Genomic DNA, 24,013 nt, shown 5'->3' on the forward strand with positions numbered 1-24,013 from the left:
GGTCCCGGCCGGCCCGTGGGCCGGCCGGGTCGGTCACTTCACGAACGTGTAGGTCATCGGGTAGCGGTAGAGGACGCCCTCGGTGGCCTTCACGCCGCCGATGATGCCGAAGATGATCGGGATCAGGGCGACGATGATCGGGATGAAGAACAGCAGGCCGCAGGTGACCACGGCCAGCACGAAGCTGATCAGCGTCGCGATGACCCAGGTGATCTGGAAGTTCAGCGCGGCGACCGCGTGCGCGCGCACGGTGGGGGACTGCTGGCCCTTGGCGGAGAACGCGATGAGCGGCGCCACCCAGCCGAGCAGGCTGCCGCCGACCACGACACCCACCGGGCCGCCGAAGTGCGCGATGAGCGACCAGGTCTTGTCGTCGTTGTTGGCGTAGCCGGCGGGCGCACCGTACGCGCCGCCGCCCGGGTAGCCGGCGCCCGGCGCGCCGTAGCCGCCCGGCGGGGGGTAGCCACCCGGCGGAGGGTAGCCGCCCGGGGGCGGGTAACCGCCCGACGGCGGCTGGCCGCCGGGAGGCGGCGGATAGCCACCGGGCGGGGGATAGCCGCCCGGCGCCGGTGCCCCGGACAGTGGTGCGGTGGGGGGCTCGTCCGCCGACGACGAGCCGTACGGTGCCGACGGCGGGGTCGCCTCCGGCGGCGGGGCGCCGGAGTCCCCCGCTCCGGGAGGGCGAGGAGGTTCAGTCATGGCCGTCACGGTAGGTCCCGGTGGCAAGGGCGCACCAGAGCGGGATCGCCCGGGATGTCCGGCTGTTCGGCCCTGGCGGGCCGGATGTGCGGCGGGCCGCACCGGAGGTGCGTCGCTGATCATCGCGTCGGCGGGCACGCCGACGTAGACTGGCACTCGCTACAGTCGAGTGCCAGACGCCCGGCGGACGCCCCGCGCCGGTGCGACGAGGTGCGTCAGGAGGTGGGGAGATGGGTCTCGACGACCGCAAGCTCGCCGTGCTGCGCGCGATCGTCGAGGACTACGTCGCCACGCAGGAGCCGGTCGGCAGCAAGGCCCTGGTCGAGCGCCACCAGCTGGGCGTCTCCCCGGCGACCGTGCGCAACGACATGGCGGTGCTGGAGGAGGAGGGCTACATCCGGCAGCCGCACACCAGTGCCGGCCGGGTGCCCACCGACCGCGGCTACCGGCTGTTCGTCGACCGGCTCTCCCGGGTCAAGCCGCTCAGCCCGGCCGAGCGCCGGGCCATCGAGCGCTTCCTGGTCGGCGCGGTCGACCTCGACGACGTGGTGCACCGCACCGTCCGGCTGCTGGCACAGCTCACCCGACAGGTCGCCGTGGTGCAGTACCCGAGCCTCGCCCGCTCCAAGGTGCGCCACCTGGAGCTGGTGCCGATCTCCACCACCCGGCTGATGGTCGTCATGATCGCCGACACCGGCCGGGTCGAGCAGCGGCTGGTCGAGATGCCCGGGCCGGTCCCGGCCGAGGACGTGACCGACCTGCGCCGCCTGGTCAACGAGAAGCTCGTCGGCAGTCGGCTGTCCGACACCCCGCCGCTGGTGCAGGCCCTGGTCGACGAGTCCACGCCGCAGCTGCGCCCGGCCATGGCCACGCTCTCCACCGTGCTGCTGGAGACCCTGGTCGAACGGCACGAGGAGCGCATCGCCCTGGCCGGCACGGCCAACCTCACCCGGGGCGGCCTGCTCGACTTCCAGGGCTCGCTGCGGCCGATCCTCGAGGCGCTCGAGGAGGAGGTCGTGCTGCTCAAGCTGATCGGGGAGGCCGAGCCGAGCACCACCCGGGTGCTCATCGGCGACGAGAACGAGATCGACAACCTGCGCGCCGCCTCGGTGGTCAGCACCGGCTACGGCCCGGGTGCCACCATCGTGGGTGGTCTCGGCGTGCTCGGCCCGACCCGGATGGACTACCCCGGCACCATCGCCACGGTGAGGGCCGTGGCACGCTACGTGGGCGAACTGCTGGCCCAGAACTGACCAGTCAGGGCCGACGGCCGGCTCCGGCCGACGACCGGCGCAACGCGAGACGAAACATGAGGACACCGAACGCAGTGGCCAGGGACTACTACGGCATTCTCGGCGTGAGCCGGGACGCCTCCGACGACGAGATCAAGCGCGCCTACCGCAAGCTGGCGCGGCAGTTCCACCCGGACGTCAATCCGGACCCGGAGGCACAGGAGAAGTTCAAGGACATCAACGCCGCGTACGAGGTCCTCTCGGACGATCGGAAACGGCAGATCGTCGACCTGGGCGGCGACCCGCTCGCCCCGGGCGGCGGGGGCGCGGGTCCGGGTGGTCCGGGCGGCGCCGGCCCGTTCGTCGGCTTCCAGGACATCATGGACGCGTTCTTCGGCGGCGCCGCGGGCGGCGCTCGTGGCCCTCGGCCGCGTACCCGGCCGGGCGCCGACGCGATCCTGCGGCTGGAGCTGGACCTGAACGAGACGGCGTTCGGCGTCGAGGCGCCGATCACCGTCGACACCGCGGTGCTCTGCACCACCTGCGCCGGCGCCGGCACCGCGGCCGGCACCCACCTGGCCACCTGTGAGGCGTGCGGCGGTCGCGGCGAGGTGCAGTCGGTGCAGCGGACCTTCCTCGGCCAGGTGGTCTCCGCCCGGCCGTGCACCGTCTGCCAGGGCTACGGCACCACCATCCCGCACCCCTGCCCCACCTGCGCGGGCGACGGCCGGGTGCGCACCCGCCGGTCGCTCACCGTCAAGATCCCGGCGGGCGTCGAGGACGGCATGCGGATCCGGCTGGCCCAGCAGGGCGAGGTGGGCCCGGGCGGCGGCACCGCCGGCGACCTCTACGTGGAGATCCACGAGCGGCCGCACGACGTCTACTCCCGCAAGGGCGACGACCTGCACTGCCGGGTCACCGTGCCGATGACCGCCGCCGCGCTCGGCACCCGGCTGACCATCAAGACGCTGGACAGCGAGGAGACCGTCGACGTCAAGCCGGGCACCCAGCCGGGCAGCACGCTGCGGCTGCGGGCCCGCGGCGTGCCGCACCTGCGCGGCACCGGCCGGGGCGACCTCTACGTCCACCTCGACGTGCGGACCCCGACGAAGCTCGACGCCGACCAGGAGCGGATGCTGCGCGATTTCGCCAAGACCCGGGGCGAGGAGGTCGCCGAGCTGAGCAAGCAGGGCGGCTTCTTCTCCCGGATGCGCGACGCCTTCAACGGGCACGCCTGAGGTGTCGGCGCCGCTGTTCCTGGTCGAGGCGCTGCCCACCGGTGACACGCTGACGCTGGACGGCCCGGAGGGGCACCACGCGGCCACCGTGCAGCGGCTGCGCGTCGGCGAGGAACTGCTGCTCGCCGACGGGCGGGGCGGCACGGCCACCGCCGTGGTCAGCGCGGTCGGCAAGGGCACCCTCGACCTCCGGGTCACCTCCCGGGGGTACGTCGACGCGTCCGTCCCGAGGCTCGTCGTGGTGCAGGGCATCGCCAAGGGCGACCGGGGCGAGCTGGCCGTGCAGGCCATGACCGAGGTCGGGGTGGACGAGATCGTGCCCTGGGCGGCGTCCCGGTCGGTGACCCAGTGGCGCGGGGACCGGGGCGTACGGGCCCGGGAGAAGTGGGCGGCCACCGCCCGGGAGGCGGCCAAGCAGGCCCGCCGCCCGTGGCTGCCGGTGGTGGCCGGCACGCCCGACGAGTCCACCACCACGGTGACCCGCCGGATCGCCGGGGCGGCCGCCGCGTTCGTCCTGCACGAGGAGGCCGAGGAGCGGCTGACCACGGTCGACCTGCCCGACGCGGGCGAGATCGTCCTGGTGGTCGGCCCCGAGGGCGGCATCGCCGACACCGAACTGACGGCCTTCGAGCAGGCCGGCGCCCGCCCGGTCCGCCTGGGCCCGTCGGTGCTCCGCACGTCGACAGCCGGCGTGGCCGCGTTAAGCGTGCTCTCGGCCCGCCTGTCCCGCTGGTAACCCCATCCTCTCCCCGTCGATCTTGCACTTTCTGCCCCGGCAAAAGGCGTATATCGCCCACCTTCCGGGCCGCAACTGCAAGATCGGCGGGGTGGGGGGCGGGGGGGGGGTTAGGTGCGGAGGTAGGAGGCGCCGTTCAGGTCGACGATCGTTCCTGAGGCCCACTCCGCCTCGGGGCTGGCTAGCCAGTGGACCGCTGCGGCGATCTCCTCGGGGCGGGCCACGCGGTTGAACGGGGACTGGGCGCGGATGGCGTCGCCCCGCTCGCCGCTCAGGTGGGTGGTGGTCATGTCGGTCGCCACGAAGCCCGGCGCCACGGTCGCCACCGCGATGCCGTACGGGGCCAGGGCCAGCGCCAGCGACTGACCGAGCGCGTTGAGCCCCGCCTTGCTCGCCCCGTACGCGGGCTGCTCCGGCTCACCCCGGAAGGCGCCCCGGGACGACACGTTCACGATCCGGCCACCCCGCTCCCGCATGTGCTGGGCGGCGCACCAGGTGGCGTTCGCGGCGCCGGTCAGGTTGGTCTCCAGGACCAGCCGCCACTGCTCCTGCCACTGCGCGTAGGTGTTGCCGAAGACCGGGTGGGGCAGGTCGCGCGGGCCGTAGACGCCGGCGTTGTTGACCAGGACGTCGAGGCCACCCAGGCGCTGCGCCGCCTCGTCCACCATGGCCCGGACCGCCTCCGGGTCGGCCAGGTCGGCGCGTACCACCACGTGCCCGTCGCCGGGCAGTTCCGCCCGCAGCGCCTCGGCCAGGTCCGCGGAGTCCCGGTGGTGGATCGCCACCCGGTCCCCGCCCGTCGCGAACGCCCGCGCCACCGCGCGGCCGATGCCGCGCGAGGCCCCCGTCACCAGTACCGCCCGTCCCGCCCGTCCCGCCATGCCGGCCATCCTGCCGCACCCGCCCGGCGTGGTTAGGAAGGGCCCCTTCCTATGCAGCAGGCGTTAACAGGGGGCCCTTCCTTACACTGCCCCGATGGGAACCGACTGCCTGTTCTGCCGGATCGTCGCCGGGGAGATCCCGGCCACCGTGGTCCGCGAGACCGCCACCACCCTGGCCTTCCGGGACATCGACCCGAAGGCGCCCACGCACGTGCTGGTGATTCCGAAGGAGCACTACGCGGACGTGGTCACCCTGGCCGAGGGCGACCCGGGGCTGGCCGGTGAGCTGCTCGGCACCGCCGCCGTGGTGGCCGAGGAGGAGGGGCTGACCGTGGACGGGTTCCGGCTGATGTTCAACACCGGCCCGTACGGCGGCCAGGAGGTCTTCCACGTGCACGCGCACCTGCTCGGCGGCGCGCCGCTCGGCCCGATGCTCTGCCGGTGAGCCGCTGCCTAGACTGCCCTCATGATCACGGTGCATGACCGGCTCGGCCGGATGGTGCGGCAGGCGCAGGCCCACGGGCGGATCCCGGCGGTGTCGGTGGCCCTGCACCGGGCCGACCGGCCGCTCTGGACCTGCGCGGTCGGCGGGACCGGCAACGACACCCCGCTCGGGCCGGAGACGGTCTTCCGGATCGGCTCGGTCACCAAGACCTTCACGGCCGTGCTGGTCATGCAGTGCCGGGACGAGGGGCTGCTCGACCTGGACGACCCGATCGGGCGGCACCTCGACCTGCCGGCGCACGGCGAGCTGACCGTACGCCGGCTGCTGTCGCACACCGCGGGCCTCCAGCGGGAGCCGCACGGCGACGTGTGGGACAGCCTGCGCGCGCCCGACGTCACCGAGCTGCTCGCCGACCTGGCCCGGGTGGAGCGGGTGCTGCCCACCGGGCGGCGTTACCACTACTCCAACCTCGGCATGGCCCTGCTCGGTGAGCTGGTGGCCCGGCTGCGCGGGGGCACCTGGGCCGAGGTGCTGGCCGAGCGGGTGCTCGCCCCGCTCGGGCTGGCCGCCACCGGCCCGACGCCGGGCGGCCGGGCGGCGACCGGGTTCCTGGTCGACGCGTACTCCGACGAGGCCCGGCCGGAGCCGAACACGGACTTCGGTGCGGTGGCCCCGGCGGCGCAGCTCTGGAGCACCGCCCCGGACATGGCGCGCTGGGCGGCCTTCCTGGCCGACCCGGCCGCGCTGGACCCGGCCGGCGCGGTGCTCGCGCCGGCCACCCTCGACGAGATGCGCTGGCCGCTGACCACGACCGACGAGACGCTCTGGGCCGGCGGCTTCGGCCTCGGCCTGATCCTGGTGCCGCAGCCGGGGCGGGTGATGCACGTGGGGCACGACGGGGCGATGCCCGGTTTCCTGGCCGCCGTCTACGGGCGGCGCGGCGGTGACGGCACCGCGGGCGCGATGGGCTGCGCGGTGCTCGGCTCCTCGGGCACCGGCGTGGAGGTCTTCGAGCTGACGCACCGGCTGCTGGCCACCGCCGCCGAGCACGACCCGGCCGACGTCGAGCCGTGGCGGCCGGGCGCGCCCGCCCCGGAGCACCTGCGGGGCCTGCTGGGCCGCTGGTGGGGCGAGGGCTTCGAGTACGTCTTCTCCTGGCACGACGGGGCGCTGCGGGCGCGGGGTGCGGACGACCCGGCCGGCAAGCCCCCCTCGGTCTTCGCCCCGCTGCCGGACCGGCCGGACGTGTTCCGCACGGTCGCCGGCCGGGAGGTGGGCGAGCTGCTCCGGCTGACCCGGGACGAGCGCGGGGTGGTGGTCCGGATGCACTGGGCCACCTACCGGTTCACGCGGCACCAGGAGACCTTCGAGGGGTACGACTTCCGCGCCGGCAGTTGATCTCCTACCGCCGGAAATGGGCGAGGTGCGGTCGGTGTTGACCCGATACGATGGGAGTCACGACCGCCGCGCCAGCAGGGCCCGGCGCCGAGTTCGAGAGCAGGTGGCGTAGGGCCCGACGGCCCGATCTATGACCGGCACCCCACCTCCCGGCCCGCCCCGGGTGCAGACCAGGATCACGGTCCCCGACCAGAAGATCATGGTGAACCTGCTCGGCGCGGGCGACGAGATCCTGCGGCTCGTCGAACGCTCGGTCAACAGTGACGTCCACGTGCGGGGCAACGAGATCACCATCACCGGCGCGCCCGCCGACAACGCCCTCGCCGAGCGTCTCTTCAGCGAGCTGCTCGAACTGATCGAGAAAGGCGAGACCCTGACCACTGATGCCGTCCGGCGCACCGTCGGCATGCTCGAGCAGGGCGGCGCCGAGCGGCCCGCCGAGGTGCTGACGCTCAACATCCTCTCCCGGCGCGGTCGCACCATCCGCCCCAAGACCCTGGGGCAGAAGCGCTACGTCGACGCCATCGACGCGCACACCATCGTCTTCGGCATCGGCCCGGCCGGCACGGGCAAGACCTACCTGGCCATGGCGAAGGCCGTCCAGGCGCTCCAGGCCAAGCAGGTCAACCGGATCATCCTGACCCGGCCGGCGGTCGAGGCGGGTGAGCGGCTGGGCTTCCTGCCCGGCACGCTCAACGAGAAGATCGACCCCTACCTGCGCCCGCTCTACGACGCGCTGCACGACATGCTCGATCCGGAGTCCATCCCGAAGCTGATGGCCGCCGGCACCATCGAGGTGGCGCCGCTGGCGTACATGCGGGGCCGCACCCTGAACGACGCGTTCATCATCCTCGACGAGGCGCAGAACACCACGCCCGAGCAGATGAAGATGTTCCTCACCCGGCTCGGCTTCGGTTCCAAGATCGTGGTCACCGGTGACGTCACCCAGGTGGACCTTCCCGGCGGGACGACCAGCGGCCTGCGGGTGGTCCGGGAGATCCTGAGCAACGTCGAGGACGTGCACTTCGCCCAGCTCTCCAGCTCCGACGTGGTCCGCCACAAGCTGGTGGGCGACATCGTCGACGCGTACGCCCGCTGGGACGCCGAGCGGGAGAACCAGCAGGCGCAGAGCGTGCACGCCGTGCCCGGGCGGACCGCCCAGGGCGGCCGGGCCGGCCGGCGCCGCTAACCCACCAGAGGAAGACAGTTGTCCATCGAGATCGCCAACGAGTCCGGTGTCGACGTCGACACCGACGCCGTGCTCGCCGTCGCCCGGCACGCCCTCGACGAGATGGGGGTCAACCCCCTCGCCGAGCTGTCCGTGCTGCTGGTCGACATCGAATACATGTCGGAGCTGAACCACCGCTGGATGGGTGGCGACGGCCCGACCGACGTGCTCGCGTTCCCCATGGACGAGGGCAGCGTCGACCACGGCCCGGGGGAGAGCGCCCCGGCCGGCGGTGAACCGGCTCTGCTCGGCGACATCGTGCTCTGCCCGGAGGTGGCCGGCAAGCAGGCCGCCACCGCCGGGCACTCCGCCGCCGACGAGCTGCACCTGCTCACCGTGCACGGCGTGCTGCACCTGCTCGGCTACGACCACGCCGAGCCGGAGGAGGAGCGGGAGATGTTCGGTCTCCAGGCGCGACTGCTGGCCAGCTGGCGGTCGACCCGATCGCAGTGACAGCCACCCTGGCGGCCGGCGGCGCGCCCGCCGGCCTGCCCGATCTCCCTCTCCTCGCCGTCGCGGCCGGGCTGGTGGTGCTCGCCGGCCTGATCGCGATGACCGAGGCCGCGCTGGCCGCCGTCTCCCCGGCCCGGGCCGCCGAGCTGGCCCGGGACGGCGCGCGTGGCGCGCGTACCCTCCAGGCGGTCGCCGGTGACGTGGTCCGCCACCTCAACCTGCTGCTCCTGCTCCGGCTGCTGGCCGAGCTGACCGCCACCACGCTCGTCGCGCTGGTGGCTGTGGACACCTTCGGCGCCGGCTGGCGGGCCGCCCTGGTCACCGCCGGGGCGATGACCGTGGTCAGCTTCGTGGTGGTCGGCGTCGCGCCGCGCACCCTGGGCCGGCAGCACGCCTACGCGGTGGGCCGCGCGGTCGCGCCGCTGGTGCGCTGGCTGGGCCGGGCGCTCAACCCGCTGGCCTCGCTGCTGATCCTGATCGGCAACGCGGTCACCCCGGGGCGCGGCTTCCGGGAGGGGCCGTTCGCCACCCAGGTCGAGCTGCGGGAGCTGGTCGACCTGGCCGAGCAGCGCGGCGTGGTCGAGCACGGCGAGCGGCAGATGATCCACTCGGTCTTCGCGCTCGGCGACACCATCGCCCGCGAGGTGATGGTGCCCCGCACCGAGATGGTGTGGATAGAGGATTCCAAGACCCTCGCGCAGGCGCTGGCGCTCTTCCTGCGCTCCGGCTTCTCCCGGATCCCGGTGATCGGCGAGAACGTCGACGACGTGCTCGGCGTGCTCTACCTCAAGGACCTGATCCGGCGGATCCAGGGCAGCCCGGAGGCCCGGCAGATGCCGGTGGCCGAGCTGATGCGCCCGGCGACCTTCGTGCCCGAGTCCAAGCCGGTCGACGACCTGCTCTCGGAGATGCAGGCGGCCCGCAACCACCTGGTCATCGTCGTCGACGAGTACGGCGGCACCGGCGGCCTGGTCACCATCGAGGACATCCTGGAGGAAATCGTCGGCGAGATCACCGACGAGTACGATGTCGAACGCCCGCCGGTCGAGCGCCTGGCGGACGGGGCCGTGCGGGTGACCGCCCGGCTGCCGGTGGAGAATCTGGGCGAGCTGTTCGACACCGACCTGCCCACCGACGAGGTGGAGACGGTCGGTGGCCTGCTCGCCCAGGCGCTCGGCCGGGTGCCGATCCCGGGCTCCGGCGCCGAGGTGGCCGGGCTCCGGCTGATCGCCGAGGGCACCACCGGTCGGCGCAACCGGATCGACACCGTGCTGGTCAGCCGGGTCGAGCCGGGCGACGCGCCGGACAGCGCGGGGCGCGGCGAGCAGACCGACCCCCGCGGCAACCACAACCGTTCCGAGGAGAGGCAACCCGCCGATGCCTGAGTCACCCGCCGTGCCGGCCGCCCGGCCCACCCCGTCCGACCCGGCCGAGCTGAGCGCCGAGGACGGCAAGCTGGTCGTCCTGGCCCGGGGCGCGCGGGGCCGGGTGGGCGCCGTGGAGGGCGCGGCGGTCCGCGACCAGGACGGCCGGACGTACGCGGCAGCCAGCGTGGCGCTGCCGTCGCTGACCCTGACCGCGCTCCAGCTCGCGGTCGCCTCGGCGGTGGCGGCGGGCGCGAGCCGGCTGGAGGCCGCCGTGGTGGTGACCGAGGCGTCGACGCTTGACGGCGCGGGGCACGCCGCGGTCCGGGACCTCTCCGCCGACGCGCCGATCCACGTGGCCGCGCCGGACGGCACCGTCCTCGGCACGGTGGTCGAGTGAGCGACGCGCAGGGGCGGCCCTACCGGGCGGGTTTCGGCTGCTTCGTCGGGCGGCCGAACGCCGGCAAGTCGACGCTGACCAACGCGATCGTCGGCACCAAGATCGCGATCACCTCGAACAAGCCCCAGACCACCCGGCACATCATCCGGGCGGTGCTGCACCGGCCGGAGTCGCAGCTCGTGCTCGTCGACACCCCGGGCCTGCACCGTCCGCGCACGCTGCTCGGCGAGCGGCTCAACGACCTGGTCCGGGAGACCTGGAGCGAGGTCGACGTGATCGGCCTCTGCATCCCGGCGAACGAGCCGATCGGGCGGGGCGACCGGTTCATCACCGGTGAGCTGGCCGACCTGCGGGCCACCGTGCTGGCCGTGGTCACCAAGACCGACCTGGTGGACAAGAAGCGGCTGGCCGAGCAGTTGCTCGCGGTGAGCGAGCTGGGCGAGTTCGCCGACGTGGTGCCGGTGAGCGCGGTCTCCGGGCACCAGGTGGACACCCTTGTCGACGTGATGACCGGCTACCTGCCGGAGTCGCCGCAGCTCTACCCCGACGACATGCTCACCGACGACCCCGAGCAGGTGCTCGTCGCCGAACTGGTCCGTGAGGCCGCTCTGGAGGGGGTCCGGGACGAGCTGCCGCACTCGATCGCCGTGGTGGTCGAGGAGATGATCCCCGAGGGCAACGTCACCAAGATCTACGCGGACGTGTACGTGGAGCGACCGAGCCAGAAGGCGATCGTCATCGGTCACCGGGGCAGCCGGCTCAAGCACGTCGGCACCACCGCCCGCCGCCAGATCGAGGAGCTGCTCGGCACCCGGGTCTACCTGGACCTGCACGTCCGGGTCGCGAAGGACTGGCAGCGCGACCCGAAGCAGTTGCGCAAGCTCGGCTTCTGACCCCGTACGCCCGACCGCCGGTCCTCCGATCCGGGGGGCCGGCGGTCCGCGTTTTCCGGCGGTTGTCGGGCTGGTCCGGATCGGCCGGCTTTATGGGATGTTTCACTTTTGACCCGGCCCCGCGCACCGTTTCGTCGCGCCAGGTCGGAGGGTAGGGAGGCGTTGCTGCCCCCGCCCCCGACGCCCCCGCGAGCTGATGCGAAACCGATACCTCGACCTGCTCCGCTTCCTGGCCATCGTTCGAGTCGTCGTCTACCACGTCACCGGCTGGGCGACGCTGACCCTGATCTTCCCGGCGATGTCGGTGATGTTCGCGCTCGCCGGCTCGCTGATGGCGGCGTCGCTGGACCGGACCGGCGTACCGGCCGTGGCGCGTCGGTTGCGCCGGCTGCTGCCGTCGCTCTGGGTGCTCGCCGCCGTCTTCGTGCCGGCCATGCTGCTCACCGGGCTGCCGCTCACCCCGAAGGTGCTGCTGTGGCTCTTCCCGGTCAGCGACCCGCCGGCCAACGACTGGGGCGCCATCGCGCTGAGCCCGATCTGGTACCTGCGGGACTACCTCTGGTTCGTTCTCGCCTCGCCGGTGGCCCTGTGGCTGTTCCGCCGGGCCCCGCTGCCCACCCTGCTGGCCCCGTACGCGCTGCTCGCCGCGATCGAGTTCGGCGTGCTGGCGAACCCGCCGACCGTGCTGCGCGAGTTCGGCCTGTACTTCGGCGCCTGGCTGCTCGGCTTCGCCCACCACGACGGCCTGCTGCGCCGCACCGCCAACCGGGTGCTCGTCCCGCTCGCGGTGGCCCTCGGCGCGGCCGGCCTGGGCTGGGTCCTCACCCACCCCGGCCCTCGCGGGTACGACCTGAACGACATCCACCTGGGCAACGCGCTCTGGTCGGCGGCGTTCATCCTGGTGGCGATCGGCCGGGCGCCGGCCGCGGCGCCGTGGGTGGACCGCGTCCCGGCGCTGGGCCGGGCGGTCACCGTGCTGAACCGGCGCGCGCTGACCGTCTACCTGTGGCACATGCCGTTCGTGGCCGCGCTCACCCCGCTCGTGGATGTGGTCGGCTGGTCGCACCGGGACCCGGTCGGGCTGGCGATCCGGGTGGTGCTGGTGTTCGCGCTTGTCGGCGTGGTAACCCTCCTGGTCGGCTGGGTCGAGGACCTGGCCGCTCGGCGTACCCCCGAACTGGTGCCCGGCCGCCCCAGGCGGACCGTGGCGGAGCGGGCGGCGGCCGCACCGGCCAGCCCGGCGCCCGCCGGCGCGGCTACCGCACTCGCGGTGGCCGGCGCCCGGGTGCCGGGGCCGCGCCGCGCGCCGGAGCGGGCCGACCGCACACCGCGCTGACCGGCGGCCGCCCTCAGCGCTGGTGGACGGTCACGTTGCCGCTGGTGGCGGTGACGTCGAGCAGCAGGGAGGCGGCCGGGTCGTCCGGCACCCTCAGGTCGGTGTCGCCGGACTTCGCGTCCGCCCGCACCCGGTACCGGCCCGGCGGCACGGTCAGGTCGACGTCGCCGCTGGTCGCGTGCAACCGGGCCGCGGCCGGCTTGTCCAGTTCGACGACGAGGTTGCCCGAGGTGGCCTCCGCGTCCAGGCCGGCGGCGAGCCGGCGGGCACTGATGTCGCCGGAGGAGGCGCGCAGCCGGACCGGGCCGGTCGCGTCGACCACCTCGATGTTCCCCGAGGTGGTGGTGGCGCGGACCTCGCCACGGGCCTCGGTCACGGTGAGGTCGCCGGATTTCAGCGTGAAGTCCACCGGCCCGACCCGGTTCAGGGTGACGTTCCCGGAGCTGGTCTCACCGCGCACCGTCACGCCTTCCGGGGCGGTCACCTCCCAGGAGACCGTGCACCGGGGGCCGCAGTCGTTCGGCAGCACCAGCTCGTCGCCCTTGATCTCGTACCGGGTGTCCGGCTCCCCGCCCTGGTAGCGGACGATCCGCTTGATCCGCACCTGGTCGGGCGCGCCGGTAGCCCGGATCGTGATGTCGCCCGCGCCGCCGGCCGGCACGGTGATCCGGGTGATCTTCGCGCTCTCGGTCTGGTCGTAGTCGAGGCGGCGGAACGACAGGGTGTCGCACCCGGCGAGGACGATCAGGGTGGCGGCCGCGGCTGCGGCGACGGCGGTCCGGTGCAGAGCCATGGCCAGGACGCTACGGGCGACCGCGCGGGCGGCGCATCCGGGTTCGACCGCCGGTCCACCCCGAAGAGACCCTGAGATCACACCCCGAGGGAGAATGGCCCGATGGCCGGATACCGCCGACAGCTCTACCGCGACGACGCGGTGGTGCTGCGCGTGCAGAAGCTGGGGGAGTCCGACCGGATCATCACCCTGCTCACCCGCCGGCACGGCCGGCTGCGCGCGGTGGCCCGGGGCGTACGCCGCACCACCAGCAAGTTCGGCGCCCGGCTGGAGCCGTTCGGGCACGTCGACCTCCAGCTCGCCGGCGACCCCAAGGGCAACCACGGCAGCTCGCTGCACACCATCAGCCAGGCCGAGGGCATCGACCTCTACGGCAAGCGGTTCCTCGGCGACTACCCCCGCTACACGGCGGCCAGCGCGATCGCCGAGACCGCCGAGCGGCTCACCCCGATCGAGCGTGAGCCCTCGCTGCGGCTGTTCCAGCTCACCCTCGGCGCGCTGCGCTCGCTGGCCACCGGCGACCACGCCACCACCCTGGTGCTCGACGCCTACCTGCTGCGCGGCATGGCCTTCGCCGGGTGGGCACCCGCGCTGACCGCCTGCGCGGTCTGCGGCACCCCGGGGCGGCACCGGGCCTTCTCGGTCCCGGCCGGCGGCGCGGTCTGCCCCGACTGCCGGCCACCCGGCGCCGCCCACCCCGCCCCGGCCACCATCGACCTGATGTCCGCCCTGACCACCGGCGACTGGGCGTACGCCGACGCCACCGAGACCGGTGTGCGCCGCGAGTGCAGTGGCCTGGTCGCGGCGCACCTCCAGTGGCACCTGGAACGCGCGCTACGCTCGCTGCCGCTGGTCGACCGGGGTGCCCCGGCGTCCAGCGCGGTCCCGCCGCCCGGCGGCGCGGGGCCGGGTGTGGTCCCGCCGCGCACCGGAGGCGGGCCCACCGCCGCTGGTGTGAACAGGGAGATGACCGAGTGATCCGATCGATGAGGGCCGGCCGGCGCGAGCCGCTGCCGCCGACTCCGCACCCCTCCGGCGCCCGGCCGCCGGCGCTGCCGGCCGACGCGCTGCCGAAGCACGTCGCCGTGGTGATGGACGGCAACGGCCGCTGGGCCAAGGAGCGCGGGCTGCCCCGGACCAAGGGTCACGAGCAGGGCGAGCACAGCCTCTTCGACACCATCGAGGGCGCCATCGAGCTGGGCATCCCCTACCTGTCGGCGTACGCCTTCTCCACCGAGAACTGGCGGCGCTCGCCGGACGAGGTCCGCTTCCTCATGGGCTTCAACCGGGACGTCATCCGGCGCCGCCGGGACCAGCTCGTCGACCTGGGCGTCCGGGTGGTGTGGTCCGGCCGGGCCGGGCGGCTCTGGAAGAGCGTCATCTCCGAGTTGCAGACCGCCGAGGAGATGTCCCGCGGCAACTCGACGCTGACCCTCCAGTTCTGCGTCAACTACGGCGGGCAGGCGGAGATCGCCGACGCCGCCGCCGCGATCGCCCGCGACGCTGCCGCCGGCCGGATCGACCCGGGCAAGGTCACCGAGAAGACCATCGCGAAGTACCTCTACCACCCGGAGGTCCCCGAGGTGGACCTCTTCCTCCGCCCCTCCGGCGAGCAGCGCACCTCCAACTTCCTGCTCTGGCAGAGCGCGTACGCCGAGCTGGTCTTCCTCGACACCCTCTGGCCGGACTTCGATCGCCGCCACCTCTGGTACGCCTGCGAGCTCTACGCCCAGCGGGACCGCCGCTTCGGCGGTGCGCTGCCCAATCCGGTGGCCCCCACCACCTGAGGTCGCGCTTACCGATGCCGCCTGCTGGGTATCAATCCGGACAGCAGGCAGATTGCGGAGGTGAACCCACATGATTCAGAAGCGGATTGCCCAGTGGGCGGTCATGGCGGTCGCCGTGCCGCTGGCAGCGGCCGGCGCGCGCCGGCTCAGCCACACCCTGGAGGCCCGTCGCGGCCCGACCGGGGTGAGCCGACTGCTCACCAAGGGCGCCGACATGCTGCGGCCGCAGAAGGCCAAGCGCCGTCGGTTCTGGTGACGTCGACGGTCCGCCGCAGCGTTGCGGCGGGCCGTGCCGCGGGCGCCCCGCGTCCGGCTTTCCGGCCGGGAGCGGGGCGCCCGCGCGTACGATCGGCGCGAGGGCGCGCCGCCGGGACGCGCCCGCCACGGGGGTGGGGGATGCCGGATCTCCGGTTCAAGATGATCATGGCGTTGAACGCGGCGGACCTGGGCAGCCCGATCTGCGAGCAGGTCGCCGACATCTGCGCGGAGATCGCCGAGCAGCACTGCGCCGAACTCGGCCACGCGCCCGCCGTGCGCGCCGGTGAGATCGGCGAGCTGGCCACCGGCGAACCGGCGCTCACCTGGGCGCCGGCCGAGACCGGGCAGCGTGCCTGGTGACGGCGACGATGCCCGCGCCGGCGGTGGACGTCCGCCGGGCCGACGACCGGTTCAAGACCCGGCTGTCGTGGCTCGACTCCAAGCACTCCTTCTCGTTCTCCCGGCACTACGACCCGGCCAACACCCACCACGGGCTGCTGCTGGTCAACAACGACGACGTGGTGCACCCGGGCACCGGTTTCGAGACCCACCCGCACCAGGACATGGAGATCGTCACCTGGGTGCTGCGTGGTTCCCTGGTCCACCAGGACTCCACCGGCCACTCCGGCGTCATCTACCCGGGCCTGGCCCAGCGGATGAGCGCCGGCACCGGCATCCTGCACTCGGAGAAGAACGACTCCTGGCGGCTGGAGAACACCGCCCCGCACCGCGACCCGGTCCACTTCGTGCAGATGTGGGTGCTCCCGGACGAGGAGGGGATCGACCCCGGCTACGAGCAGCTCGAAATCGGCGACGAGTTGCTGCGGGGCGGCCTCGTGCCGGTCGCCTCCGGCATGGACCGGTACGACGGCGCCTCCGCCATCCGGATCCGCAACCGGTACGCCACCCTGCACGCCGCCCGGCTCGGCCCCGGCGACTCGGTGAACCTGCCCGAGGCGCCCTTCCTGCACCTCTACGTGCCCAGCGGCGCCGTGACGCTGGAGGGGACCGGCGAACTCGGTGAGGGCGACGCGGCCCGGATCACCATGGCAGGGGGCCAGCGGGTCACCGCCGCCGAACCCGCGGAGATCCTGGTCTGGGAGATGCACGCCACGCTCGCCTGAGCGCGCTCACGCCTCCACTTCGGAGCGGTCACCCGCCCAGAGCGTGTGGAACGACCCCTCCCGGTCCACCCGGTGGTAGGTGTGCGCGCCGAAGTTGTCCCGCAGCCCCTGGATCAGCGCGGCCGGCAGCCGCTCGGCCCGCAGGGCGTCGAAGTAGGCCAGCGACGACGAGAAGGCCGGCGTGGGCACGCCCGCCCGGGCCGCGTCGGCCACCACCCGCCGCCAGGCCGGAACCCCTGCGCCGACCCGGTCGGCGAACCAGGGGGCCACGAGCAGCGTGGACAGGTCCCGCTCGCTGTCGTACGCCTCCCGGATCCGGTCCAGGAAGCGCGCCCGGATGATGCAGCCGCCCCGCCAGATGGTGGCCGTGCCGCCCAGGTCGATGTCCCAGTCGTACTCCCGGCTGCCGGCGCGGATGTGGTCGAAGCCCTGCGCGTACGCGACGATCTTGCTGGCCAGCAGCGCGCGCCGGACGTCCTCGACGAACGTGTCCCGGTCGTCCACCTGCCACTTCTCGCCCGCGTCGGCGAACGCGCGGCGGGCGGCGGCGCGCTGGTCGGCGTGCCCGGACAGCGACCGGGCGAAGGTGGCCTCCGCGATGCCGGTGATGGGGATGCCGAGGTCCAGGGCGCTCTGCACGGTCCACCGGCCGGTGCCCTTCTGCTCGGCCTGGTCCAGCACCACGTCGACGAACGGCCGGCCGGTCGCCGCGTCTGTGTGCCCGAGCACCTCGGCGGTGATCTCGATGAGGAAGGACTCCAGCTCGCCGCCGTTCCACTCCCGGAAGATCTCCGCGATCTCCGCCGGGCTCGCCGACAGGCCGGCCCGCAGCAGGTCGTACGCCTCGGCGATGAGCTGCATGTCCGCGTACTCGATGCCGTTGTGGACCATCTTCACGAAGTGGCCGGCGCCGTCCGGCCCGATGTGCCGGCAGCACGGGACGCCGTCCACCTGGGCGGCGATCCGCTCGAAGATCGGGCCGAGCTTCCGGTAGGACTCGGCCGAGCCGCCCGGCATGATGCTGGGCCCGCGCAGCGCACCCTCCTCGCCCCCGGAGACCCCGGTGCCCACGAAGTGCAGCCCGTGCCCGCGCAACGCCTCCTCCCGGCGGCGGGTGTCGGCGAAGTGCGCGTTGCCGCAGTCGACGACGATGTCCCCCTCCTCCAGCAGCGGGACCAGTTCGTCGATCACCGCGTCGGTGGGGGCGCCGGCCTTCACCATGACGATCACGGCGCGCGGGCGCTCCAGCGAGGCGACGAAATCGGCCATCGACTCCGAGGCCACGAACATGCCCTCGCCGCCGTGCTCGGCGAGCAGGCTGCGGGTGCGCTCGGGCGAGCGGTTGTGCACGGCCACGGTGAAGCCGTTGCGGGCCAGGTTCCGGGCCAGGTTGCGGCCCATCACCGCCAGGCCGGTGACCCCGATCTGCGCCGTCGCCTGCTGTGCCATGCGTACCGCCACCCCTCGTCTCCGGTGCCCGTGCTGCGACCGTATCGCGGCGCGTACGGCGCGGGGCCGGGACGTCGACGCCGGGTGAGGGAGTGGTTGCCGTCGGTCCTTCCGTAATTCGGGTGCGCGTCCGGGCGGCGGTGGGTTAGCGTTCCGGCATGCGTAACTGACGCCCACCTCTCGCAGGCCCGGTCCACCGTGCGTACCGCCGTGGACCGTGCGCCCCGGGCGTCCGCATCCTCCGCGCCACCGGTCGGTGGTGGCGTCGTGTGCCTCGTCGGACCGCCCGGGTGTTCCCCGCTCGCCGTGCCCACGGGTGCCCGACAGTCAGGAGGCAGCGTATGCCCGCCAAGCGCAGTCCGAAGAAGTCCCACAAGCCCGCGCCGTCCCCGGTGGACCTCACCCCGGCGGATCTCGACGCGCTCACCGTGGCGCCGGCCGCGCCGGTGGTCCTGCCCGGGCGCACCGACACGCCGCCGCCACCGAAGGCCGGCCCGCCCGCCGGCCGGGACGCCCGGCTCTCCGGGCGCAGCCAGCGCGCCGGACAGACCCGGTTCTACGCCTTCCGGCGCAGCTGACCGGCACTGATCGACTCGGGTTGCGGCAGTGCGTGGTGTCCCGCCGTCGGGACGACCGCCGCAACCCGAGCCGCTATGCCGGCGGCCGCCGATCAGCCGATCAGCGGCCGGAAGGTGCCCAGCAGCACGCTGACCGTCAGCGCCGCCGCGGCCAACGTCCCGGCGGCGACCACCAGCAGGGTGTCGGCCCGGGTGAAACGCTGCCGGCGGGCGACCGTACGCGGGGTGCCGGCGTCGAAGCCCCGGGCGTCCATGGCCACGGCCAGCCGGGTGCCCCGCCGGATCGCCCCGACCAGCAGCGCGAACGCCGTCGACCCGAACAGCCGCAGCTTGGCGATCGGGTTGCGGCCGGCGTCCACACCCCGCGCCCGGCGGGCCATGCTGATCATCCGCCACTCCTCCTCCAGCAGCGGCACCAGCCGGAACGCGGCCAGCGCGCCGATGGCGAACCGGGCGGGCGCCTTCGCGTTCTGGATCAGCGCGTCGGCCAGGTCGGTGGGATCGGTGGTGGCGAAGACCAGGATCCCGGGCAGCGCCACGGCGAGCATTCGCAGCACCAGACCCAGCGCGGTGACCAGCACGCCCTCGGTGACCAGGACCGGGCCGGCCTCGACCAGCACCCGGCCGGAACGGTCGGCGGCGAAGAGCACGAGCGTGACCAGGATGCCGCCGGCGCCGGCCAGCAGGGGCCAGGCCCGCCGGGCCAGCACGCCGTAGCGGACGCCGAACAGTGGCAGCACCGCCAGTTCGACGGCGATGGCGATGGCCGGGGCCACCGGGTCGAGGGTGGCCACCAGGATGAGGGTGAAGACCAGCGCGGCGGCCAGCTTCGCCACCGGGTTGCGCCGCGCCAGCGGAGCCCCTGGCGCGGCGACCGGTTTCACGCTGATCATCGGCGCTCCACCGTGACGGTGGGGGTGGCGGTCGCCATGGGCGCTGCCGGGCGACGGCCGGGCGCTCGGAGTGGCGCGGGCGTCATCGGCGCTCCAGGGTGATCGTCCGGTCGGCCAGCGCGGCGACGAAGTCCGCGTCGTGGGTGACCGCGACGACGCCGTGGCCGGCGTCGCGCAGGTCGGCCAGGAGGTCGACCAGCTCGAGCCAGGTCCGCCGGTCCTGGCCGAAGGTGGGCTCGTCGCAGATCAGCAGGCGGGGCGCGGTGGCCAGGGCAGTCGCCACGCTCAACCGCCGCGCCTCCCCGCCCGAGAGGGTGTACGGGTTGGCGCCCGCCAGCCGGTCCAGCCGCAGCCGCTCCAGCAGCGCGTCCACGGTGGCCGTCACGGCCGCCTCCGGCTGCCCGGTGCGGCGCGGACCGAGGGCCAACTCGTCCCGGACGGTGCTCGTGACGAACTGGTGCTCCGGGTCCTGGAAGACGGAGCCGATCCGGCCGGCCAGGGCGGGCGCCCGCCAGCGGTGCGGGGGAGTGCGCGCGTCCCGGCCGGCGAGCGCGGGGGTGGCGGCGACCGTACCGGCGCCGGGGCGGAGCAGGCCGCCGAGCAGCAGGGCCAGGGTGGACTTGCCGGCGCCGTTCGGGCCGAGGACGGCGAGCGCCTCGCCGGCGCGTACCCGAAGGTCGGTGGGGGCCAGCCGGGGCGGCAGGCCGAGCCGGTCGGCGGTGAGCAGCGCCTCGCCGGGCGGCGTGGTGGCGTGCCGGGGCGGCACGGTGCGGCCCGGCACCCAGACCCCGGCGGCGGCCAGCGCGTCGCCGTGTGCGGCGAAGACCGCCTCGGGCGGCCCGTCGGCGCGCACCCCGCCGCCGGGTTCCAGCACGACCACCCGGTCGACCAGCGGCAGCGCCTCGGCGACCCGGTGCTCGACCAGGATCAGCGTGGTGTCCGCGTCCAGGGCGGCCGCGACGGCCCGGCGGACCAGGTCGGCGCCGGCCGGGTCGAGGTTGGCGGTCGGCTCGTCGAGCAGCAGCAGCCCCGGCCGCAGGGCGAGCGTGCCGGCCAGGGCGAGCCGCTGCTGTTCGCCGCCGGACAGCGCGGCAGTGGGCCGGTCGCGGTCGTAGGGGAAGCCGACCCGGCGCAGCGCCTCGTCCACCCGGGGCCAGATCTCCTCGGCGGGCACGCCGCGGTTCTCCAGCCCGAACGCCACGTCGTCGCCGCAGCGGGCCATGACGAGCTGGCTCTCCGGGTCCTGGAAGACGATGCCGACCCGCTCCCGGGCCTTGCGCGGGTCGAGCCCGTCGATCTCGACGGTGCCCTCCTGCTCACCGGAGTCCTCCGGCAGCAACCCGGCCAGCGCGGCAAGCAGAGTGCTCTTCCCAGCGCCGGAAGGCCCAAGAAGCAGAACCCGCTCCCCGCTCTCGACGCGCAGGTCAACGCCCCGAAGGGCCCACCCCTTCCGCCCGGCGTGCCGCCACCCGAACCCCCGCAACTGCACGGCACCCACGCGCCCACCTCCCCTCTCGGCCCACCCTGCCCCGTCGATCATGAAGTTGACGGCGGTTTCAGAGATCGACATCGCCGCCAACTTCATGATCAACGCGGTCGTGCGCTGTTACACCAGGGCGCGGTCGCGGCCTGCGGGGAAGCGGTCCAGGACGCCCGTGTTGGCCAGGGCCTTGGTGAGGAGGTGGGAGCCCAGGCCGGCGATCACCGTGGCGCTGACGATGGTCAGCAGGGCGTAGGGCAGGCGGTAGCTGACCAGGTCGTAGGTCTTGTTCCAGTAGACGAAGTCGAAGATCGCCGCGGTCAGGCCGGTCAGCGCGCCGGCCAGCAGGGCGACCGGCAGCCGGTACGCGCGGTAGCGGAACGCGGCGAAGGCCAGCTCGGCGCCGAGGCCCTGCATGAGGCCCTGCACGATGACGATGCCGCCCCACTGGCTGCCCAGCAGCGCCGAGATGATCGCCGCCAGCAGCTCGCAGTAGAGCGAGGCGCCGGGCTTGCGGATGACCAGCCCGCCGAGCACGGCCGGCACCAGCCAGACGCCGTAGATGAGTGTCTGCGCGGGCGGGAAGAACGCGAAGGCCGCGTCCGTGGCGCCCCAGAGCAGCCCCCAGGCCCAGAAGATGACGCCGAAGGCGACGGCGATCACCGAGGCGACGACGATGTCGACGGTGCGCCAGCGGTTGCTGTCGGTGTGGTTCATGACTGACTCCCAGTTCAGGTGAGGAACCAGGAGAAGACGCACGCCGCGCCCGGTGGTCACCGGACGGCGGCGCGGCTGGAGGTCGACCGAACTCCCTGCGCTGGCATTACCCAGATCAGGTTCGAGGGTCTGCGGGCACCGGCCCGCACTCTCAGCGCTGTGCGCTCCCCTGTCGGATGTGAAGTTGTCTCGTCGGAGACGCTAGCACCGACCCCGGCCCCGGGCCCAGCAGGGCGATCGCCCGTTAGGGTGGCGATCATGCGGGTCGACGCGCGAGGTCTGACGTTCGAGGTACGCACCGGCGGCCCCGAGGGCGGCGAAGCCGTCCTGCTGCTGCACGGTTTCCCGCAGCACGCCGGCGAGTGGGACGAGGTGACCCCGGCGCTGCACGCCGCCGGGCTGCGCACGTACGCCCTCGACCAGCGCGGTTACTCGCCCGGCGCGCGGCCGGCGGACGTCGCGGCGTACCGGATCCCGGAGCTGGTGGCCGACGCGGCCGCCGTGCTCGACGCGCTCGGGGTGACCACCGCCCACCTGGTCGGCCATGACTGGGGCGCGATCGTGGCGTGGGGGCTTGCGGCCGCGCACCCGGAGCGGGTCCGCACGCTGACCGCCGTGTCGGTGCCGCACCCGGCGGCGATGGGGCACGCGCTCGCCACCGACCCGCGGCAGAAGGCCCGCTCCTCCTACATCGCCCTGTTCCGCAAGCCGGGCAAGGCGGAGAAGGTGCTGCTGGCGTTCCGCGCGGCGACCCTGCGCCGGATGCTCGCCGGGGTGGGCGACGTGGACCGCTACGCCGACCCGATGCGCGAGCCGGGCGCGCTGACCGCCGCGCTGAACTGGTACCGGGCCATGACCGGGGCGGACATGAAGGCCGTCGGGCCGGTGGGCGTGCCGACCACGTTCGTCTGGAGCGACAGGGACGTGGCCATCGGCCGGACCGCCGCCGACGCGTGCGCCGCCCACGTCACCGGCGACTACCGCTTCGTGGTGCTGCCCGGCGTCACCCACTGGATCCCGGACGAGGCGCCCGGCCCGCTGGCCGCGGCGATCCTGGCCCGCGCCGGCCGATGACCGCGAGCCCCGCGCCGGCCCGGCCGCACACCCGCGCGTCGCTCGCCGCGCAGCTCCACGACCTGGGGGTACGCCCCGGCGCGACAGTCCTGGTGCACGCCTCCCTGCGCCCGCTGGGTTTCCTCTGCGGCGGCCCGGAGGCCGTGCTGCTCGCCCTGCGCGACGTGCTCGGCCCGGCCGGCACGGTGGTGGTGCCCACCCACACGCCGGAGAACAGCGACCCGGCGGGGTGGAGCAACCCGCCGGTGCCGGCGGACTGGTGGCCGGTGATCCGCGAGGAGATGCCGGGCTTCGACCCGGCGGTCACGCCGAGCCGGTTCATGGGCGCGTTCGCCGAGCTGGTGCGCACCTGGCCGGGGGCGCGGCGCAGCGACCACCCGCACGTGTCGTTCGCCGCGCTCGGGCCGGCCGCCGCGCGGATCGTCGACGGCCACGCCCGGGCCGACATGCTGGGCGAGGGCTCCCCGCTGGCCCGCCTCCACGACCTCGACGCCGACGTGCTGCTGCTCGGCGTGGACCACGGCAGCAACACCTCCCTGCACCTGGCCGAGTACCGGCAGCCCGCGCCGCCCCGGCAGCGCTGCGGCGCGGCCGTGCTGACCGCGGACGGCGGGCGGGAGTGGGTGTGGTGGGACGACATCCGCCTGGACGACGAGGGTTTCACCCGGCTCGGCGCCGACCTGGAGGCCACCGGTGCGGTGCGGCTCGGGCCGGTCGGCGACGGGACGGGCCGGTTGATGAGGCAGCGGGCGGCCGTCGACTTCGCGGTCGAGTGGCTGGCCCGGCACCGACGGACGGAGGGAACATGACGGTGAGCGCGGATGCGTACCTGGCGGTGGTGACCGAGACGATCGGCCGGGTCGCCGCCGACCAGCGGGAGAACGTGGCCCGCGCGGCGGACCTGATCGCCGCGTCGCTGCGCGCCGACGGGGTGGTGCACGCGTTCGGCACCGGCCACTCCGAGGCCCTCGCCATGGAGATCGCCGGCCGGGCCGGCGGGCTGGTCCCCACCAACCGGATCGCCCTGCGCGACCTGGTCCTGCACGGCGGTGAGCCGGCCGACGTGCTCGGCCCGAAGCTGGAACGCGAGCCTTCCGTGGCGCACCGCCTCTACGAGCTGGCCCCGGTACGACCGCAGGACGTGTTCGTCCTCGCCTCCAACTCCGGGGTGAACGGGGCGATGGTCGAGTTCGCCTCGATCGTCAAGGAGCGCGGGCACGGGCTGGTGGCCATCACCTCGGCGCAGCACTCGGCCCGGATGACCTCGCGCCACCCGTCCGGGCGCAAGCTCGCCGACTTCGCCGACGTGGTGCTCGACAACGGCGCACCGTACGGCGACGCCACCCTGCCGCTGCCCGGCGGCGGCGCGGTCGGCGCGGTCTCCTCGATCACCGCCGCGCTGCTGGCCCAGCAGATCGTGGCCGAGGTGGTCGCCCGGCTGCTCGCGGCCGGGGAGCGGCCCCCGGTCTACCTGTCCGCCAACATCACCGGCGGCGACGAGCACAACGCCGAGCTGGAGGCCCGGTACGCCGGCCGCATCCGCCGGGGGGCGTGAGC

At 74.1% G+C, this 24,013-nt stretch carries 27 protein-coding genes and 1 riboswitch; of the genes, 20 read left to right on the forward strand and 7 right to left on the reverse strand.

Features of this window, described 5'->3' with window-relative positions:
* Window positions 1-33 precede the first annotated feature (33 nt).
* Entirely contained in the window at window positions 34-699 is a 666-nt protein-coding gene (locus tag GA0070603_RS32430) for a DUF4870 domain-containing protein (protein ID WP_091319252.1), read from the reverse strand.
* Window positions 700-929: 230 nt separating this feature from the next.
* On the opposite strand from GA0070603_RS32430, the gene hrcA reads away from it, so the two are divergent.
* The 3 genes from hrcA (at window position 930) to GA0070603_RS26670 (ending at window position 3,905) form a co-directional block, all read left to right on the forward strand.
* Window positions 930-1,952 (forward strand): heat-inducible transcriptional repressor HrcA, encoded by a 1,023-nt coding sequence (gene hrcA, locus GA0070603_RS26660; protein WP_091319255.1) that lies wholly within the window; start codon window positions 930-932, stop codon window positions 1,950-1,952.
* Between the two features lie 74 nt (window positions 1,953-2,026).
* Window positions 2,027-3,169, forward strand: a complete 1,143-nt coding sequence (gene dnaJ / locus GA0070603_RS26665; protein WP_208863083.1) for a molecular chaperone DnaJ — start codon at window positions 2,027-2,029, stop codon at window positions 3,167-3,169.
* A gap of 1 nt (window position 3,170) precedes the next feature.
* Entirely contained in the window at window positions 3,171-3,905 is a 735-nt protein-coding gene (locus GA0070603_RS26670; protein ID WP_091319260.1) for a 16S rRNA (uracil(1498)-N(3))-methyltransferase, read from the forward strand.
* A 110-nt stretch (window positions 3,906-4,015) separates the two neighbouring features.
* Here GA0070603_RS26670 and GA0070603_RS26675 read toward each other — a convergent pair whose 3' ends face one another.
* On the reverse strand, window positions 4,016-4,786 hold the full coding sequence (locus GA0070603_RS26675) for an SDR family NAD(P)-dependent oxidoreductase (RefSeq protein ID WP_091319262.1): 771 nt from the start codon (window positions 4,784-4,786) through the stop codon (window positions 4,016-4,018).
* A 94-nt stretch (window positions 4,787-4,880) separates the two neighbouring features.
* Here GA0070603_RS26675 and GA0070603_RS26680 point away from each other — a divergent pair, with 94 nt between their 5' ends.
* The 8 genes from GA0070603_RS26680 to GA0070603_RS26715 all read left to right on the forward strand — a co-directional run bounded on the left by GA0070603_RS26680 (window position 4,881) and on the right by GA0070603_RS26715 (window position 12,303).
* Window positions 4,881-5,231, forward strand: a complete 351-nt coding sequence (locus GA0070603_RS26680; RefSeq protein ID WP_091319264.1) for a histidine triad nucleotide-binding protein — start codon at window positions 4,881-4,883, stop codon at window positions 5,229-5,231.
* 21 nt (window positions 5,232-5,252) lie between these two features.
* A complete protein-coding gene (locus GA0070603_RS26685) occupies window positions 5,253-6,629 on the forward strand; it encodes a serine hydrolase domain-containing protein (RefSeq protein ID WP_091319266.1) in 1,377 nt (458 codons plus the stop codon).
* Between the two features lie 130 nt (window positions 6,630-6,759).
* On the forward strand, window positions 6,760-7,818 hold the full coding sequence (locus GA0070603_RS26690) for a PhoH family protein (RefSeq protein WP_091319269.1): 1,059 nt from the start codon (window positions 6,760-6,762) through the stop codon (window positions 7,816-7,818).
* Between the two features lie 18 nt (window positions 7,819-7,836).
* The gene (ybeY, locus tag GA0070603_RS26695; protein WP_091319271.1) at window positions 7,837-8,310 is read left to right on the forward strand and encodes an rRNA maturation RNase YbeY; all 474 of its coding nucleotides are present in this window, start codon (window positions 7,837-7,839) and stop codon (window positions 8,308-8,310) included.
* Window positions 8,286-9,695, forward strand: coding sequence for a hemolysin family protein (locus GA0070603_RS26700; RefSeq protein ID WP_091319274.1), 1,410 nt, complete (start codon window positions 8,286-8,288; stop codon window positions 9,693-9,695). The genes ybeY and GA0070603_RS26700 overlap by 25 nt, the downstream gene beginning before the upstream one ends.
* Window positions 9,688-10,074: a cytidine deaminase-like protein gene (locus GA0070603_RS26705; protein ID WP_091319278.1), complete on the forward strand. Its 387-nt coding sequence runs from the start codon at window positions 9,688-9,690 to the stop codon at window positions 10,072-10,074. The genes GA0070603_RS26700 and GA0070603_RS26705 overlap by 8 nt, the downstream gene beginning before the upstream one ends.
* Entirely contained in the window at window positions 10,071-10,967 is an 897-nt protein-coding gene (gene era, locus GA0070603_RS26710; protein WP_091319280.1) for a GTPase Era, read from the forward strand. The genes GA0070603_RS26705 and era overlap by 4 nt, the downstream gene beginning before the upstream one ends.
* Before the next feature lie 196 nt (window positions 10,968-11,163).
* A complete protein-coding gene (locus tag GA0070603_RS26715) occupies window positions 11,164-12,303 on the forward strand; it encodes an acyltransferase family protein (protein ID WP_091319282.1) in 1,140 nt (379 codons plus the stop codon).
* 13 nt (window positions 12,304-12,316) lie between these two features.
* Here the strand turns inward: GA0070603_RS26715 and GA0070603_RS26720 are convergent, their stop codons facing one another.
* Entirely contained in the window at window positions 12,317-13,096 is a 780-nt protein-coding gene (locus tag GA0070603_RS26720) for a DUF4097 family beta strand repeat-containing protein (RefSeq protein WP_091319284.1), read from the reverse strand.
* Window positions 13,097-13,198: 102 nt separating this feature from the next.
* Between GA0070603_RS26720 and recO the strand changes: the two genes are divergently transcribed.
* The 5 genes from recO (at window position 13,199) to GA0070603_RS26745 (ending at window position 16,265) form a co-directional block, all read left to right on the forward strand.
* On the forward strand, window positions 13,199-14,074 hold the full coding sequence (recO, locus tag GA0070603_RS26725) for a DNA repair protein RecO (RefSeq protein WP_091319286.1): 876 nt from the start codon (window positions 13,199-13,201) through the stop codon (window positions 14,072-14,074).
* 8 nt (window positions 14,075-14,082) lie between these two features.
* Window positions 14,083-14,883, forward strand: a complete 801-nt coding sequence (locus GA0070603_RS26730; RefSeq protein WP_091319289.1) for an isoprenyl transferase — start codon at window positions 14,083-14,085, stop codon at window positions 14,881-14,883.
* 70 nt (window positions 14,884-14,953) lie between these two features.
* On the forward strand, window positions 14,954-15,139 hold the full coding sequence (locus GA0070603_RS26735; RefSeq protein ID WP_091269936.1) for a hypothetical protein: 186 nt from the start codon (window positions 14,954-14,956) through the stop codon (window positions 15,137-15,139).
* Window positions 15,140-15,279: 140 nt separating this feature from the next.
* Entirely contained in the window at window positions 15,280-15,501 is a 222-nt protein-coding gene (locus GA0070603_RS26740; protein WP_091319292.1) for a thioredoxin reductase, read from the forward strand.
* A complete protein-coding gene (locus tag GA0070603_RS26745; RefSeq protein WP_244282616.1) occupies window positions 15,498-16,265 on the forward strand; it encodes a pirin family protein in 768 nt (255 codons plus the stop codon). The genes GA0070603_RS26740 and GA0070603_RS26745 overlap by 4 nt, the downstream gene beginning before the upstream one ends.
* 6 nt (window positions 16,266-16,271) lie before the next feature.
* On the opposite strand, the gene gndA is transcribed toward GA0070603_RS26745, so the two are convergent.
* A complete protein-coding gene (gene gndA / locus GA0070603_RS26750) occupies window positions 16,272-17,714 on the reverse strand; it encodes an NADP-dependent phosphogluconate dehydrogenase (protein ID WP_091319295.1) in 1,443 nt (480 codons plus the stop codon).
* Between the two features lie 341 nt (window positions 17,715-18,055).
* On the opposite strand from gndA, the gene GA0070603_RS26755 reads away from it, so the two are divergent.
* Window positions 18,056-18,292 carry a hypothetical protein gene (locus GA0070603_RS26755; RefSeq protein WP_091319298.1) on the forward strand — a complete coding sequence of 79 codons (237 nt, stop codon included), beginning with the start codon at window positions 18,056-18,058 and terminating at the stop codon, window positions 18,290-18,292.
* 92 nt (window positions 18,293-18,384) lie between these two features.
* On the opposite strand, the gene GA0070603_RS26760 is transcribed toward GA0070603_RS26755, so the two are convergent.
* The 3 genes from GA0070603_RS26760 to GA0070603_RS26770 all read right to left on the reverse strand — a co-directional run bounded on the left by GA0070603_RS26760 (window position 18,385) and on the right by GA0070603_RS26770 (window position 21,382).
* The gene (locus GA0070603_RS26760) at window positions 18,385-19,185 is read right to left on the reverse strand and encodes an energy-coupling factor transporter transmembrane component T family protein (RefSeq protein WP_091319300.1); all 801 of its coding nucleotides are present in this window, start codon (window positions 19,183-19,185) and stop codon (window positions 18,385-18,387) included.
* An 82-nt stretch (window positions 19,186-19,267) separates the two neighbouring features.
* Complete coding sequence (locus GA0070603_RS26765; RefSeq protein WP_091319303.1) at window positions 19,268-20,683, reverse strand: ABC transporter ATP-binding protein; 1,416 nt, start codon at window positions 20,681-20,683, stop codon at window positions 19,268-19,270.
* A gap of 108 nt (window positions 20,684-20,791) precedes the next feature.
* Window positions 20,792-21,382: an ECF transporter S component gene (locus GA0070603_RS26770; RefSeq protein ID WP_091319305.1), complete on the reverse strand. Its 591-nt coding sequence runs from the start codon at window positions 21,380-21,382 to the stop codon at window positions 20,792-20,794.
* A gap of 74 nt (window positions 21,383-21,456) precedes the next feature.
* Window positions 21,457-21,563: riboswitch (TPP riboswitch) on the reverse strand.
* Window positions 21,564-21,640: 77 nt separating this feature from the next.
* On the opposite strand from GA0070603_RS26770, the gene GA0070603_RS26775 reads away from it, so the two are divergent.
* Genes GA0070603_RS26775 through GA0070603_RS26785 form a run of 3 tightly spaced genes read left to right on the forward strand, consistent with a single transcriptional unit; the run spans window position 21,641 to window position 24,011 of the window.
* Window positions 21,641-22,456 (forward strand): alpha/beta fold hydrolase, encoded by an 816-nt coding sequence (locus GA0070603_RS26775; RefSeq protein ID WP_091322322.1) that lies wholly within the window; start codon window positions 21,641-21,643, stop codon window positions 22,454-22,456.
* Entirely contained in the window at window positions 22,453-23,265 is an 813-nt protein-coding gene (locus GA0070603_RS26780) for an AAC(3) family N-acetyltransferase (RefSeq protein ID WP_091319307.1), read from the forward strand. Before GA0070603_RS26775 ends, GA0070603_RS26780 begins: the two co-directional genes overlap by 4 nt.
* The gene (locus GA0070603_RS26785; protein ID WP_091319310.1) at window positions 23,262-24,011 is read left to right on the forward strand and encodes a sugar isomerase domain-containing protein; all 750 of its coding nucleotides are present in this window, start codon (window positions 23,262-23,264) and stop codon (window positions 24,009-24,011) included. Before GA0070603_RS26780 ends, GA0070603_RS26785 begins: the two co-directional genes overlap by 4 nt.
* The last annotated feature ends 2 nt before the right edge of the window (window positions 24,012-24,013 follow it).

Source organism: Micromonospora chersina (genome assembly GCF_900091475.1).
Taxonomy (GTDB): Bacteria; Actinomycetota; Actinomycetes; order Mycobacteriales; family Micromonosporaceae; genus Micromonospora; species Micromonospora chersina.

Coding starts and splice junctions, on each gene's coding strand:
- GA0070603_RS32430 (WP_091319252.1), bottom strand. CDS start 699: ATGACTGAACCTCCTCGCCCTCCCGGAGCGGGGGACTCCGGCGCCCCG.
- hrcA (WP_091319255.1), top strand. CDS start 930: ATGGGTCTCGACGACCGCAAGCTCGCCGTGCTGCGCGCGATCGTCGAG.
- GA0070603_RS26675 (WP_091319262.1), bottom strand. CDS start 4,786: ATGGCGGGACGGGCGGGACGGGCGGTACTGGTGACGGGGGCCTCGCGC.
- GA0070603_RS26680 (WP_091319264.1), top strand. CDS start 4,881: ATGGGAACCGACTGCCTGTTCTGCCGGATCGTCGCCGGGGAGATCCCG.
- GA0070603_RS26685 (WP_091319266.1), top strand. CDS start 5,253: ATGATCACGGTGCATGACCGGCTCGGCCGGATGGTGCGGCAGGCGCAG.
- GA0070603_RS26690 (WP_091319269.1), top strand. CDS start 6,760: ATGACCGGCACCCCACCTCCCGGCCCGCCCCGGGTGCAGACCAGGATC.
- GA0070603_RS26705 (WP_091319278.1), top strand. CDS start 9,688: ATGCCTGAGTCACCCGCCGTGCCGGCCGCCCGGCCCACCCCGTCCGAC.
- GA0070603_RS26715 (WP_091319282.1), top strand. CDS start 11,164: ATGCGAAACCGATACCTCGACCTGCTCCGCTTCCTGGCCATCGTTCGA.
- GA0070603_RS26720 (WP_091319284.1), bottom strand. CDS start 13,096: ATGGCTCTGCACCGGACCGCCGTCGCCGCAGCCGCGGCCGCCACCCTG.
- recO (WP_091319286.1), top strand. CDS start 13,199: ATGGCCGGATACCGCCGACAGCTCTACCGCGACGACGCGGTGGTGCTG.
- GA0070603_RS26730 (WP_091319289.1), top strand. CDS start 14,083: ATGAGGGCCGGCCGGCGCGAGCCGCTGCCGCCGACTCCGCACCCCTCC.
- GA0070603_RS26735 (WP_091269936.1), top strand. CDS start 14,954: ATGATTCAGAAGCGGATTGCCCAGTGGGCGGTCATGGCGGTCGCCGTG.
- GA0070603_RS26740 (WP_091319292.1), top strand. CDS start 15,280: ATGCCGGATCTCCGGTTCAAGATGATCATGGCGTTGAACGCGGCGGAC.
- gndA (WP_091319295.1), bottom strand. CDS start 17,714: ATGGCACAGCAGGCGACGGCGCAGATCGGGGTCACCGGCCTGGCGGTG.
- GA0070603_RS26755 (WP_091319298.1), top strand. CDS start 18,056: ATGCCCGCCAAGCGCAGTCCGAAGAAGTCCCACAAGCCCGCGCCGTCC.
- GA0070603_RS26760 (WP_091319300.1), bottom strand. CDS start 19,185: ATGATCAGCGTGAAACCGGTCGCCGCGCCAGGGGCTCCGCTGGCGCGG.
- GA0070603_RS26770 (WP_091319305.1), bottom strand. CDS start 21,382: ATGAACCACACCGACAGCAACCGCTGGCGCACCGTCGACATCGTCGTC.
- GA0070603_RS26775 (WP_091322322.1), top strand. CDS start 21,641: ATGCGGGTCGACGCGCGAGGTCTGACGTTCGAGGTACGCACCGGCGGC.
- GA0070603_RS26780 (WP_091319307.1), top strand. CDS start 22,453: ATGACCGCGAGCCCCGCGCCGGCCCGGCCGCACACCCGCGCGTCGCTC.
- GA0070603_RS26785 (WP_091319310.1), top strand. CDS start 23,262: ATGACGGTGAGCGCGGATGCGTACCTGGCGGTGGTGACCGAGACGATC.